Source organism: Acidithiobacillus sp. HP-11, assembly GCF_015100075.1.
Taxonomy (GTDB): Bacteria; Pseudomonadota; Gammaproteobacteria; order Acidithiobacillales; family Acidithiobacillaceae; genus Acidithiobacillus; species Acidithiobacillus thiooxidans.
Window position 1 is genome coordinate 13,311 of the sequence record NZ_JACKYY010000008.1, and the last position, 14,508, is coordinate 27,818.

The 14,508-nt window shown below is 57.7% G+C and carries 7 protein-coding genes; all 7 read right to left on the reverse strand.

Features of this window, described 5'->3' with window-relative positions; all coding sequences use genetic code 11:
- Positions 1–4: 4 nt before the first annotated feature.
- The 7 genes from H7F08_RS04005 to H7F08_RS04035 are packed head-to-tail and all read right to left on the reverse strand — an operon-like array spanning position 5 to position 14,501.
- Entirely contained in the window at positions 5–1,558 is a 1,554-nt protein-coding gene (locus H7F08_RS04005) for an LTA synthase family protein (RefSeq protein ID WP_193639930.1), read from the reverse strand.
- Positions 1,551–2,333: an SDR family NAD(P)-dependent oxidoreductase gene (locus H7F08_RS04010; RefSeq protein ID WP_193639931.1), complete on the reverse strand. Its 783-nt coding sequence runs from the start codon at positions 2,331–2,333 to the stop codon at positions 1,551–1,553. The genes H7F08_RS04005 and H7F08_RS04010 overlap by 8 nt, the downstream gene beginning before the upstream one ends.
- Positions 2,240–3,550, reverse strand: coding sequence for a capsule biosynthesis protein (locus H7F08_RS04015; protein ID WP_193639932.1), 1,311 nt, complete (start codon positions 3,548–3,550; stop codon positions 2,240–2,242). Before H7F08_RS04015 ends, H7F08_RS04010 begins: the two co-directional genes overlap by 94 nt.
- Entirely contained in the window at positions 3,547–4,668 is a 1,122-nt protein-coding gene (locus tag H7F08_RS04020; RefSeq protein WP_193639933.1) for a beta-3-deoxy-D-manno-oct-2-ulosonic acid transferase, read from the reverse strand. The genes H7F08_RS04015 and H7F08_RS04020 overlap by 4 nt, the downstream gene beginning before the upstream one ends.
- On the reverse strand, positions 4,669–5,994 hold the full coding sequence (locus H7F08_RS04025; RefSeq protein WP_193639934.1) for an aminotransferase class I/II-fold pyridoxal phosphate-dependent enzyme: 1,326 nt from the start codon (positions 5,992–5,994) through the stop codon (positions 4,669–4,671).
- A 9-nt stretch (positions 5,995–6,003) separates the two neighbouring features.
- Entirely contained in the window at positions 6,004–13,329 is a 7,326-nt protein-coding gene (locus H7F08_RS04030; protein ID WP_193639935.1) for an SDR family NAD(P)-dependent oxidoreductase, read from the reverse strand.
- Positions 13,326–14,501: a glycosyltransferase family 4 protein gene (locus H7F08_RS04035; protein WP_193639936.1), complete on the reverse strand. Its 1,176-nt coding sequence runs from the start codon at positions 14,499–14,501 to the stop codon at positions 13,326–13,328. The genes H7F08_RS04030 and H7F08_RS04035 overlap by 4 nt, the downstream gene beginning before the upstream one ends.
- Between the last annotated feature and the right edge of the window lie 7 nt (positions 14,502–14,508).

The following is a 14,508-nucleotide window of genomic DNA, read 5'->3' on the forward strand; positions in this document are numbered from 1 at the left end:
CTGTCTAAATTTCCATTAAATCCAGCGCGCGGACGCCCAGTTCTGCGACAGCAATTTCCGGGTGCTGCGGGCTGCCGGGGGCCGGGTGGCGGGAGGACCAGAGCCAGTAGTCGGTGCGGCCATCTGCAAAATGACGGGCCTCATAGAGTTTTTCCATGATGGGAACATGATCACCATAAAATCCCAGCACACTGGGCAGGGGCAGCCTGGGCAGTTCACTCATAAACCGCTGCAGCATGGCCCCGGCATTGCGGACGTGGCGCAGGTAAATGGCCAGGTCATCTGCGCTGACGGGAGGCTCCTGCAAGAGCAGGGTTTTCTTTTCGGCGGCGCTGACCGATTCCAGATGCAGAGGGCCGTGGTTTTCCATGGTAATAATGAAGATGAAGGTCGGCTGGGTGGCCCCCTGAAGTATTTGCAGGGTCTTGTCGGCAACTGCCCGGTCGCCGGTATAGGGGCCACTGCGGTCTTCCGGCGTAAATTCCGCGACATCCAGAAAATCATCAAAGCCGAGCAGCGGGTAAATGGTATTACGGGCGTAAAAGCTGGAGGGATAAGGGTGGATGCAAATGGTCCGGTAGCCCTGAGCCTTGAGTCGCCAGGCGATGCTGGGCAGGGACCGACGCGCCAGAAAGCGGTAAGGCTGAAACTGATGAATACCGAGCGCAGCAGGCGACCAGCCGGTGAGCAGACTGAATTCGGTTCGGATGGTATTGGCACCCCAGGGCGGTACACGAATCTGCCCGCTTTGCACACATTGACGATGAGCCGCGTCAAAATCCCTGAACACTTCCGGGGCAATATGTGGCCAGAGGCGGCGCACATCAAAAAACGATTCGCTCTGGACGATGACCAGATGACCGGGTGACTCTGTATGACTGGGGAGTTCCGGTATGTTCGGGTTTGGAACCGGAATATGCGGCGGTTCTGACCGGGGACCAAAAGGTCGGGCAGCAGGCACCTGAACAGGGGCCCGTTCTGCCCAACCATATATCCAGAGACTGGGAGCAAAACCCATGTCGCGAATATCTTTGTCCGGCTGCAGGCTGGGTGCGTCAGACCAGCGGTCGCCCACCCAGAGCAGGCAGGCTGCAGCGAATAATGACAAGGCCCCATATTTGAGAAAAACCAGCCAGGGCATGTGTGCAGTCAGTGGCGTTTCCGCCCAGAGTGCCGCGCCAATGACCGCTACGGCAATGATCCCCAGGGCGATGGCCCGCCACAAACCGAGAAAGGGTAAATACAGACGGGGATGTTTGATGGCATCGGTGAAGTATTCAAAGTCCATGAATACAAAAGGTTCACGCAGGCTGGCTTCTTTGGCGTTACCCACCAGCACCACCGCCAGCCAGATGCCGAGCCCCGCCAGCATGGCAAATATCGGGCGCTGAACGATCAGCAGAAAGACGGTGAAGATCAGCAGCCACAGACCGCTATGGAGCAGATAAGTCCATAAGGGGCGGCCCGGCAGCTTGGGGCGGGGATGCACGAGGGACTCCGCCGCAAAGGACAGCAGCCAGCCGATTGACAGACACCAGGGCCAGAGCAGTTCAGTCATGGTGACCGTTATAGCCCATCAGGCCGACAATCCAGACCGAAATGGCGGCGGGAAGCACCGCCAGCCACCAGGTGCCGAAATTTAGGGGAAAGGGAAAGCTGATGCGCGCCTTGTTGCGGGCCAACCCTTGGCGGATGAGTGCCGCCGCGCGCGGGGGCTGCATGAGGAAAGGCTTGGGACCGGGCATTTCCTGGCACATGACCGAGTCCACATAGCCGGGCATGATGACACTGATGCCAATACCTTCTTTTTTGAGCCAGCCGCGCAAAGCTTCACCGTAGGCTTTGATGGCCGCTTTGGAGGCGCAATAGCTGGGAGTGACCGGCAGGCCGAAGTAACCGGCCAGGGAGCTCATCAGGGCGATTTGCCCGGCGTGGCGGGCGCGCATGGCGGGGAGTACGGCATCCACCAGGACACAGGTGGCGTGCAGGTTCACGTCCATGAGCGCTTCGGCTTCTTCCCAGACTTCGCCGGATTCGTCGGGGCCGGTGTTGATGTTCATGCCGGCGTTGGAAATCACCAGGTCCAGCGGGCCGTTTTTTTCGCAGTCCGCTACCCAGGCACGCAGGGTGGCACTGTCGCGCACGTCAAAACTGCGCTGGGTGACCGTTGCGCCCTGAGTCTGGGCAGACTGCGCAATGGCGTCCAGCTTGCTGCGGTTACGCCCGTGCAGGTGCAGGATTACGCCGGGTCGGGCGTAGGCGGCGACCAGGGCGGCGCCAATGGCGCTGGTCGCGCCGGTAAGGAGGATGGTTTGCGGAGATCGTTGCGGCATAAAAGTTCCTCTATGGGGGACTGTTGTAGTTCAAGCCTGGCGGCGGCGGTTTCCAGCGCCAGTTGCATACCGGTGTTGCAATAAAAACCGCCGTTGATTTGGGTGCCGTATATCAGCACCCGGCGGAATGCAGACCAGAGCTCCGGATCGGGAGCATGGGGCTGGTTCCAGAACTCGGCAAGACGCTGCTGACTGGTGAGACCAGCCACATTGTAAACCGGATCAGCCAGAGTCATCACCGGTTTTCCGGAGTTGAGCGCCCAGGTGCCCACCGTACTGTTGATGGTCACTACCCCTTGGCAATACTGCAGGAAAAGTTCGAGGTTGCCGTAATCATAATAATGAATCCGGTCGAGAATCCCCAGTTGCCGGGCGGTTTCCTGGGCAAAGGTTTCATAGGGGAGAATGCCGGGGTCGAGGGGATGGTTTTTGATGACCAGATGCAGGTTTTTGTCGGCATATTGGGCAAAAGATTCCAGACTCTGGCGAATAAAATCATAAGTATCAAAAAACTGCGAATGACAGGTGATCTGGCTGTCACTGTAGAGCTGCAGGGGCAACAGGAAAAAGGGCTGCCCCCTTTCAACGAATTGATAATTGCGGGCCAAATCATTTTTCAGGCGGTGCCGGACTTTGGGGTAGCGGCGCACATACCAGAGGTATTCGCGAATGGGATGCATGGGGGCGTGATGCCGGTAATGCCGGTAGGCAACAGGGTTCAGAATATCGCCACTATGGTAAAGAACATCATGCAGGGCGCGTATTTTGAACTTGCCGAGAAACGCCTGACTATTATCAGGTATGGGCACCCGGTCGATGATGTGGCGATACCAGTCCGGATCTTTGGGGAGTTGGGAATGGGCATTGACACCGCCCCGTTCCAGGGTCAGCCAGAATGGCCGCAAATAGCCTTCTTCAAAAACGTGGACCGCAATATTCGGGGCTTTGGCGAGGGTATGCACGGACTGATGGACCGGACGCTGATCGCCGAAAAGCACCACATCGGTGATCTGTTCGCGCTGGAAGGTCTGCTGGAGAAATTCGGGCAGCATATCCAGACTTTTGCGGAAATGCAGGGCTTTGCGTGGAAACCAGTAGACCATGTCTCCGCCACAAAACTGGATTTTCAGCACCTGATGGCCGCGCTGCACCAGTCGATCAGCGAGCAGGGCAAAAAACGGGCTGGCGACCCCTTGCAGAAACAGAAATTTTTTCATCGCACCCCCACCACCTGACGCAGCACCAGCCGAAAGGCTTTGCGCCAGAACGGCAGGTGATAGTCTTTTGCACCACCGCGCTGGGCATGTAAGGCATTGACTGCGGCTTCGGGGCTGCAGAGGCGGTATTCCTGAGGGTGAATGTAACGGGGGTAGAGGATGAGCGCTGCGGCGACCAGGGCATCCAGGCTGAGTCGGCGTTGCCGTCGGGGGATGGTTTCCCGGTCGTTGGTCAATCCCCATCCGGCGTAAAATGGACTGCCGTGACAGGTCACCGGTTTGTTGCGCAACAGGGCTTCAAAACCCGCTGCGGAGGTCATGACATGCACCTGATCTACCTGACTCAGCAGCTGATGCATGCTGACATCATGGACTACTTCGTCGCAGTAAGTAGTTGCCTGCTCTTCACCGGCGCCTACCCGGCGCAGCCCGGCACTGACGTCCGGGTGGGGCTTGTAAACCATGTAATCGTTCGGGTGCATGTCTCGCACTTGGCGCAGCAGCGCCAGATTACTCTGGGTGCTGGCACTGCCCAGGGCAATGCTGGCGTCACTTTCCACCTGTCCGACGACCAGGATGACCCGGGTAACGGCCTTATTTTGGGGCAATGCCTGCGGGTCAGATTGTTGCTGCCTGCTTTGCCGCTGATTGGCGGGATTAGTTTCAGACGGCCGAATACTGGGCTGACGGCTTTCCGGCCGCTGCCAGCCCCCCTGCCCGACGTTGTACTTGGTGAGTCCCAAAGCCACAATCTGCTCGCGCAGGGCTCGGGCGCGGTCCAGAAGCGGCGCATCAAAATCATGGGTGGCGAGTATTTGTTCAAGGTCCGAAGCTTTGCTGGCGTCGTAATAGAGGCCGCTGCCATCAAAACAATAAGACAAGGGCGCAATCAGGTCCGCACCCAGGCCAATGGAGCGTAAAAACCCGTCTTCTACACGAATAATGGGGTGACCCTCCGGCGCCGTTTGTGCTCCCCAGAGCAACAGAGTGGTCCCCGCCGGTGCTTGACGGGGGTGGCGGATAAAATGTAGCCGCGATTCGGGCAGAAAGGCCCGCAGCGGCCCCTGTTTCCAGGCCGAAAAACCGACGGCGTATATCTCTGCGGGAATCACCACCATTTAACACAAGCCTTTCAGCCTAATCAGGCTATCCCGGAGTTCTTCAGTGCTATGTTCGACATTCAGGAAAAAACGCAGGCGCGCCTGTTTTTCCGGCACCGCTGGATAGAGGATGGGTTGCACATGCACGCCCTGCTCCAGCAATTGGGAAGAGAGGCGCACGGCCTGCAGAGAGCTGCCAACAATCAGGGGGGTGATGGCATAACCGGCGCTGAACCCCGTATCCATCTGCTGCCTTTTCGCTTCATCCAGAAAATATTGACCACGTTCGTGCAGGGTTTTGACCCTGTCTGGCTCTTTTTGGAGGATAGTCAGCGCCGTCAGGGCGGCGGCGGCCAGGGGCGGGGCCAGTCCGACACTATATAAGAATCCCGGTGCCAGATAGCGTAAGTTGTCGATCAGGGCCTGCTCTCCGGCAATATACCCACCACAGGCGGCGAGGGTTTTGCTGAGGGTGCCCATCCAGATATCGACATCGTGGGTATTGATACTGAAATGCTCGGCAATCCCCCGGCCGGTGGCACCCAAGACGCCGAAAGAATGGGCTTCATCCACCATCAGCCAGGCCTGATGCTTTTTTTTCAGGTCGATCAGGCGCGGCAGGTCGGGGAAATCTCCGTCCATGCTGTACATTCCCTCTACCACAATCAGGACCCGCTCCGCTTTGCGCCGCTGCTGACGTAACAGGGTTTCGAGTGCATTCAGATCATTATGCGGAAAACTGAGGCGTTGGGCGCCCGACAGCAGGGCTCCCTGGACAATGCTGTTATGGGCATATTCATCGTGGAGAATCAGATCCCGGGGTCCGAGTAAATGCCCGATGGTGGTGACATTGGTGGCGTGACCACTCACAAAAGTCAGGGCATCATCTACTCCGTAAAAATCGGCCAGAGCTTGTTCCAGTTGCCGGTGCAGAGGGCGTTCACCCGCCACAATGCGGCTGGCAGAAACCGAACTGCCGTATTGGGCAATGGCGGCCTGGGCGGCTGCATTCACTTCGGGATGTCCGGAAAGGCCGAGATAATTATAGCTGCCAAAATTAATGACACGGCGTCCTTCGATGGCGCTATGCGCCCCCGCAGTACCCTGATGCACATGAAAAAATGGGCTTTTGACGCCAAACCGTTCCGCGCCTTCCTGCATGAGATGCACTTGCTGATAACCGGGTTGGCGATCAAAGCGGGTGAAAGCCTCGGGAATTTCCGCTCCGCCAATTTTGGCCCCAGGCGCAGGGGCAGTCTGAATTTTTTGCAGGCGCTGTTCCAGACCTTTCTGGATGAGCTTTTCCTTGAACTGGGCGGCGATACTACGATCAGCTTTGGTCATTTTGTGGTCTCAGGTAACGCCGTGTTGGGCTTCCAGCTGTTCACGGGTAATGCTTGCGGCACCCGGAACATCCTGTTGTTCTGCGTCGTTGCTCAAAGATTGCACCAAACGCCGCGCCAGACGCAAGGGGGTTGGTCCCTCACTCAGCAGAAAAGCCGGCAGTTTGACACCAAGACGTTCTTCCAGAGCCAGGGCCAGTTCAACACCCATGAGCGAGTCGAGACCGAGTTGACTGAGATTCTGATCAGGGGAGATTTTATCTGCAGACAGACGCAGAATCTGGGCGACTTCCTGACGGACGGTCTCCACCAGCAATTGTTCTGCTTCGGCCGTGGGCAGGCTTTGCAAGTGACTGCGCAGGTCTTCGTCACTGGACGTTGCCTCGGCCTTTCCGGAGGGCATGACTGCCGCAAAACGGGGGCTTGCGGCCACTGGCAGAAAACGCTGGAGGGCACGCCAGTCGAGATCTGCCACCATCCAGCCATGGGCATCACTGACTATCATGTTTTCCAGCACATCCAGGGCGGTACTGGCAGTCAATGCGGCTCCACCCAGACGTTGCTGCAATAAGTCGCGGGTTTTTTCGTGTCTGGTCAAATACCCCACATCGGCAATGGCTCCCCAGAGAATGGCCAGTGCAGCCAGCCCCTGTTGACGCCGCCATTGCGCGAAAGCCTCCATCCAGCTGTTGGCCGCCACATAATGCGCCTGCCCCGGATTGCCGAGCACGGTGGTCATGGAAGAATACAGAACAAAAAACTCCAGGGGCTGATGGAGACTGGCCTGATGCAGATTCCATGCACCAGCGACCTTGGGTTGGATGACTTTATCCATCAGCTCCGCGTCGAGATTCCGGGCCAGGGCGTCTTCGATCACGGCAGCCGCGTGGATAATGCCGTGCAGGGGGCCGACTTCTTCAGTGATGCGCCGGATAAGTGCCTGTACCTGAGGCGCTGCGCGGACGTCACAGGACCATGCGTGTATTTGCAATCCCTGACGGTGAAGGTCACTGAGGATGCGGGCAGCAGCAGGATCAGGCTGACCACTGCGACTGACCAGCACCAGTTTTTTGGCGCCACGTTCTGCCAGCCGTTGTGCCGTTGCCAGACCGAACCCGCCCAGCCCCCCGGTAATCAGATAGGCCGCTTGCCCATTGAGTTGCAGGCGCAAAGCCGCTTCCGATCGGGGCGCATGGGGCAGATAGGGGGCGTTCATCTCGACCACGACCTTGCCGATCTGGCGGGCCTGCTGCATGTGCCGGAAGGCATCGGTGACTCGGGCGGCCGGGAAACGGGTAGCGGGCAGCGGGAAGAACTCTCCCGCCTCGAAACGGGACATGATTTCGGTAAAGAGGGTCTGAGTGAGTTGCGGCCGGCCTTTCAGGAGCTGATCGGCATCAATACCGAAATAACTGAGATTGTTGCGGAAGGGTCGCAGGCCAATGGCATTGTTTTCGTAAAAATCGCGTTTTCCCAGCTCCAGAAAACGTCCGAAGGGTTTGAGAATCTGGAGATTGCGGAGGACGGCTTCGCCATACAGGCTGTTTAACAGGACATCCACCCCTTCGCCTTGGGTATCGGCCAGAATGGCGTCGGCAAAATCCAGACTGCGCGAGTCATAGATGTGCTGAACCCCCAACAGACGCAGAAAATCGCGTTTTTGCGGCGAACCTGCCGTCGCATAAATTTCCGCCCCCAAATGCCGGGCTATCTGGATGGCGGCAATGCCCACCCCACCGGCTGCTCCGTGAATGAGGACTTTTTCGCCAGCCTGCAACTGGGCCAGCGTGTGCAACGCATACCATGCGGTCAGGAAAACCGTGGGAATAGTAGCGGCGGCACGCATGGACAGGCCTTCGGGGATGCGGGTAATGGCCTGCTCCGACGTGATCAGGCGTGTGCTGAAACTGGCCGGGGCAAAGCCCAGCACTGCGTCGCCTACCTGCCATTGTGTCACAGCAACCCCTACCCGCCGGATTCTGCCCGCAAATTCCAGGCCCAGCGTGGGACCGGAGAAACCATTTTCCAGGGCTTCATCCGCCAGTAAACCCAGGGCATACATGACATCGCGAAAATTCAGCCCGGTACTGTCAACGGCAATTTCTACCTCATGCGCCTCGGGAGTCCGCTCTGGTACGTCTACCCACTGCAAATGGCGGAGCTGGCCGGGCAGGGAAAACTGGAGTTGCTGGATGGGTACGGGCTGAACGGGTTGCGTCGGGATTTGCGGATTATCATGACCAGCCAGCTGTAATTGCGGGGCAGTGCCTTCCTGTACCTGCAAAATATAACGTCCGCCCTGAACATCCAGCAGAAGCTCAGTTTCGAGACCGGGGTTCAGGAGTTCCTCAACGACCATTTCCACGGTCTCGGGACTTCCCTGCCCCCAATCCACAATGCGCAACTTCAGTTCTGACCATTCGTTTTGCAGACTGCGGGCAAAACCACACAGACCAGCCTGTCCCAAACTGTGTGTTGCTCTGAAGGCAGTCGCAGAAGCAGTCCCTCCCAAACCGCCATCACTCAACAGTAGCAAGGGGATGACCGGGTCCTGGCGCAGACACCAGAGTCCCGCCTGTTGTAAGCGTTCGCAGTCCATGCGCAGCCTGCTGGCGGCTGATACGCCTTCTGCTGACAGATCCTCTACAGCCGCAAAATCCGGCAGAAAAATCATTCCGGCTATCGGCTTAACTTCTGCAGATGATGCGGGTGCAGGGGACGACGGCAGCTTATCCTCTATCGGCCACGGTAAATGCCGGCATTCCAGCCCTTTAGACGCCAGGGCGTTTTCCAGTAAACAGGCGGCAACACTCTCTACCCCATTATGGTCGGGGCTGCTGCAGAGCAGTACCGCAGCAGCCGGTTCGGTACGGATCTGTTCGAGGAATGCTGACTGCTCCGGGCTTTTACGGGCAATAAAGCCATAAGCTCCCGCTGCTTCGTCTGCTGTCAAAGTTAGACTCAGGGCGATGTCGCGCTGCTCCAGCCAGTCCTGAATCTGCGTTCGCGCGGGGAAAATGCTTGCCGCAGGATCCACTTCACTCCACCAGTTTTCGGGTTCCACTCCCTGGACCAGCAACAACCCGCCGGGTACCAGGCAGCGCTCGGCAAATTCCAGCATCTGCCAATGCTGTTCCGACAGCGCGGCATCCAGACGCAACCAGATCAAATGCATGGCTGCGCAAGGAGTTGTAGTGATTTGCACGGACTGCCAGGGTTTGTCTTCCCGGGTTTCGGCGTCTTCCGATACATAAGCCCGCCATAGGGATATGCGCGGGTCGGTCTTTTCTGCCCAGAGCGCGAGGGCTTCCGGCTCGCCACTGCAAATTTCCATGAAATTCAAAGTGTGCGCAGCAGATAACTGCTGTAGGCACTGGCTTTGCAGATCTTGAAGACAACGCACCAGCAAGGGGCTGAGGGTATCCATCAATACCGGCATCAGGTCTGCCAGCAAAGAGCCGTCGGGAGCATCCTCAGCAGCTTCGCCCTGGCTACCCAGCCCATAGCGGCCAACCGCCAGGGTAATCGGGAAAAACTCGGGATAATCCTGTAAAAGCATCTGCCAGATATCGTGCGCCGCCAATTCCGGATCACTGTGGCCTGCTGATTCGGCGGCATAAGTCTGTAACAGGGTATGAATCAGTGGCGAATATTCTTGCGCATAACGCTGCAAAGCGGGTTGTCCGGCCTGATGCCGGGCAAAAATGCTGTGGATGCGCGGCTGATCCAGTTCTGCGACAAAATGCTGATGTTCAGGACGTGGCACGGGACGCAGCACCGACTGGACATAGCGGAGCTTTTCTTTTTCCGGCTTCTGCAGTCGCACCCGGCGTAAACGCAGGCTGTCGCAGCAGGCGACGAGTTCGCCAGCTTCTCCCCAAAAGCTGAGACGGGCCAGCAGCGACTGGGGAGAGTGGCGCAGCACTTCGACCACAACCCGCAGCTTCTGCGTTCCCGGTACAAAGACGCTGAGCCCGGCAAAACGCACGGGAACATACGCCCAACCGGCCGGAACCGGACTTTGCGCCAGAAAATCCACAAATAACTGCATGGCGCCGTCGAGCAAGGCGGGATGAAGCAGGTAGGGTTCTGACATCGCGCTGCCGGACAGTTGCAACTGCCCATGGATGGTAGTGCCTTGCAGCCAGCCTTGAGTCACCGTCTGGAACCCAGGCCCATAATGCAGGCCAGCAGCCCGGCAGCGTGCGTAGTGTTCTTCCCCCTGAAAATCTGCCGGTGCACCGGGCATGCTGGTCGGTGCCGGGTTTCCTGAGTTTTGCAGGCTGCGCTCTGTCGCGCCTTGCGTAGCCCCTAAACGGACCCGGCCCTTGGCATTAATGGCCCAGTTGTTTTCCATCTGCTTGCGGGAGCGAATCTGGAAATGACCATCGTCCTGAAGCTCCACGCGCACGATCCGGCTGTGCGCACTATCGAGCAGCAACGGCAGCAGGATATCCAGCTCTTCCACCGTCCAGGCCCGGGTATCCTGGCGTTCAGTCAGTTTTTCCCGGGCTGCAGCCAGTGCCAGTTCGACAAAACCCGCGCCGGGGAAAACCACGCCATCCCCGACCTGATGATCTGCCAGAAAAGCCTGGCGGGCCGTGTCCAGACTTTGTTCCCATTCATGCGGATGTCCGGCCACAGGATGCCCCAGCAGAGGATGCACCGCATAACGATATAAAGTACCTGCTGATTCCGGGGTCGTTTGATGCCAATGTTTTTCCCGTTCCCAGGGATAATCGGGCAAATCCACGAGCGTACTGCGAACCGGAAAATACCGCTTCCAGTCAGGTTCGACCCCCGCCAGCCACAGGGCCGCCAATGTCCGGCGTATGGCTTCGGGATCATCCTCGTTGCGCCGCAGGGTAGGAATTACTCGTCCTTCCTGCCCCCCTGCGCTGATCGCCTCCTGCAGATAACTGCGCAGCACTGCATGACCGCCAATTTCCACGAACAAATTCCACTGTTCCAGGGCGACGTCTGCTGCCTGCTGGAAACGCACGGGCTGACGTATATTACGCCACCAGTAGTCAGCATCCAGGGCTTCACCGCCAAGCACCGTTCCGCTGACCGCAGAAATAAAGGGAATTTGCGTCGCCTGCGGTTTCAGCCCCTGCAGCACTTCCATCAGTTCAGCCTGGAGCAGATCCATGCAGGGACTATGGAAAGGGTAATCAATATCCAGGCGTTTATGGCCGACGCCTTGAGCCCGAAGCTTTTTCTCCAGTTCACTCAGTTCAGCACTGCTGCCCACGACCGTAGAACCCCGGTGACTGTTCCAGGCGGCAATACTGATGCTCTGGTCCAGACCCCAATCGTGAAGATGGGGTATCAGCGCATCGGCAGAAAGCGCGACTGCCGTCATTTGTCCCTGCCCCCGCGACTGGCCCTGCAAACGGCTCCGCTCGTATATGACCAGCACCGCCTCGGCCAAGGTCAGGGCACCACAAGCCCAGGCAGCAGCTACCTCGCCAACGCTGTGACCGGCAACTGCCGCCGCCACAATTCCCTCGGCACGGAGCATGGCCGTAATGCCGACCTGCAAGGCAAACAAAGCCGGTTGCGCCTGTTCAGTGGCTATATAGCGATCATCACCCAGGCATCCTGCCAGTTCATCCTGTAGCGTATAACCGGCCAGAGGCGCAAAGTGGTGATCCATCTCAGCGATGGTGCGGGCGAACACCGGGTCCTGAAGCAGTGCCTGCCCCATGCCTGCCCATTGACTCCCATTGCCAGAGTAGACAAATACCGGACCTTGTATTTTTTCCATGGCCTGGACAGCGACGCTGTCGCCCTTTCCATCAGCAAAGGCAAGCAGTTGCGCGGCCATGTCTTCCTGCGGGTTCAGCCAGAAAATAACGCGCTGCGCCAGCCAGGCCCGGCGGAAATTGGCCTGATACAGTGCCGCATAAAGTTTGTCCTGGTCCGCCGTCGCCAGCCAGTCTGCAAAATCCCGGACCACAGCTTGCAGCGCAGAGGGCGTAGACGCACTGAGGCAAAGCGGTTTGTGACCATCTGCCGAACTCCGCCAGCGCGGGGATCGGCGTCGGCGTGGTGCTTTGGCGGATTCCAGAATGATGTGGGCATTGGCTCCCCCAAAGCCAAAAGAATTAACGCCAACCAGCAAGGGGCCTTCAGCACGGAGTGGACACGTACGCTGCACCACTTCCAGGTGGTAGGTATCCAAAGCCAGTCGGGGATTAAGGGTTTCTATCCCAATAGTCGGCGGAATCAAACGGTTTTGCAGGACCAGAATACTTTTCAGCAAACCCGGAATACCCGAGGCGGTTTCCAGATGGCCGATGTTACTTTTTACGGAACCGATGGGTAGTGGCTGATCGGCATCGCGATGGATACCCAATGCCCTGCCAATGGCTTCCACTTCAATCGGATCCCCTATGGAAGTCCCGGTACCGTGGGCTTCCAGATAATCCAGTTGCCGGGGATCAATGCCTGCAGCGGCGTAGGCTTGTTCCAACAGGCTTTGCTGGGTATTGACTCCGGGAATGGTCAAACCGGATTTGTGCCCGTCCGTATTGATGGCGCTGTGGGCGACCACGGCCAGGATCCGGTCACCATCGCGCAGCGCCTGCGCATGATCCTTGAGGATAAATATTCCTCCACCCTCGGAGCGCACATAACCATCTGCGGAAGCATCAAAGGGGCGGCAGCGTCCACGCTTGGAAAGCATGGAAGCTTTGGAAAAAATAAGAAATCCGTAAGGATGCAGATGCAGGCTGATGGCTCCGGTCAGGGCCAGATCCGATTCTCCGTGCAGTATCGACTGGCAAGCCTGATGAAAGGCTACCAGTGTCGAAGAACAGGCGGTATCTACGACAAAACTGGGTCCTCGCAAATCGTAAAAAAAGGACAGCCGATTCGCGGCAATACTGGCTGTTGAGCCCGTGGCAGTATTGGCATCCACGGCAGCCAGATCATCAGCCAACCGCGAAGCATAATCGGTACTGGCCAGACCCATAAACACACCGCAGCGACTGCCACGCAGAAGTTCTGGGCGGATACCGGCATGGGCAAACGCCTCCCAGCTCATTTCCAGCAGCAGGCGCTGCTGGGGATCTATGGCCGCCGCTTCACGCGGAGAAATGCGGAAAAAGCCGGCATCAAAACCCGACACATCCCCCAATGAACCGGCGGCAAAAGTGACGGACGTGCCGGGATGACTGCGTTGCGGGTGCTGCAGACAGGCTTGCGCCCAGCGGTCTTCAGCCACCTGGGTGATCAGATCATCTCCCGTCAACAGATGTTGCCAGAAACTGCCCTTATCCCGGCATTGTGGTAATCGGGAGGCATAGCCAATAATTGCAACTTTTTTCACAATAAACTCACAAATTTTTCGAATTTTTCAAAATGTTCGGGCCACGTCGGGGCGACAAAACCTTTTATTCTCTGCAGTTGCTGTTGACGGCGTTCATGATCACACTCGCTGAAATCGCGAATTGCCTGCAGCCAGACTGCTTCGTCATCCGTATCCAGATATTCCGGAATATTTCCTGCTATTTCCGCAAATACGGGCAACGGATTGGCCAACACCGGCACTCCCGATTCCAGAGCTTCCAACAAAGGCAATCCGAATCCTTCCGCATGCGAAGGGAAAAGTAAGGCCTGAGCGCCACGCAGATGCGCGAGCACTTCTGCGTCACTGCAGTGCGGAAGAAATTCGACGTGCTCTTTCAATCGCTCATTATGCTGCAATTCATACAGTACATCGCCGCACATCCATCCTACCTGGCCAATAATGCGTAATTGGGGAATATGATTCCAACGCCACTCCGCCATCATGCGTTGCCAGAGATAGAGCAGGAAAGCATGGTTTTTGCGGGGTTCCAGAGTTCCCACCGTCACAAAATAGGGCCTTGCCGGTGCAACTTCGGGACTATTAAGCGGGCCATGCTTTAAATGCGTACCCAGGGGTATGACCGCCATCGGCGGGATCGACATTTTGATGTTTTCTGCATAGTCGCGAAGCGCCTCGGCGGTGTGCTGCGAATTGCTGACAATACCTGCCGACTGCCCGAGAATCACCTGCAGGCGTTTTCCATGGCGCTGGGTTGCATCGGACTGACAGAAATGTGGATGGGTCACCGGAATCAGGTCATGAGCCATCACCAGCAGACGCATTTTTTTGCGCCGCAGCCAGGCCAGATAGCTGGGGCGGTCCAGCCCGCTGTGGCCCATGTTCAAAACCCAGCTGCCGGATTTTACCGGACGGATGGGCAGTTTCAGCATATGCCCAACTGTCTTGGCAAGGCTGCCATGGCGCTGCCCATGCGCCCAGGCCTGCAATGTATCAAACAGGGTCATGGAAGTGATTACCGATAGGGCAACCGCCACGCCATTATGAATCATCATGGCCTGTGCCCGACCATGGAAGTGACCAACATACGCGAGGCACACCCGGTCTACCCCGGTGGGTATGCGTCCCTTGCGCATGCGGTGGACAAGCCGGGTGATATCTATATAAACCGGAGCTTCGCCAAGATCTGCCATAAAATGC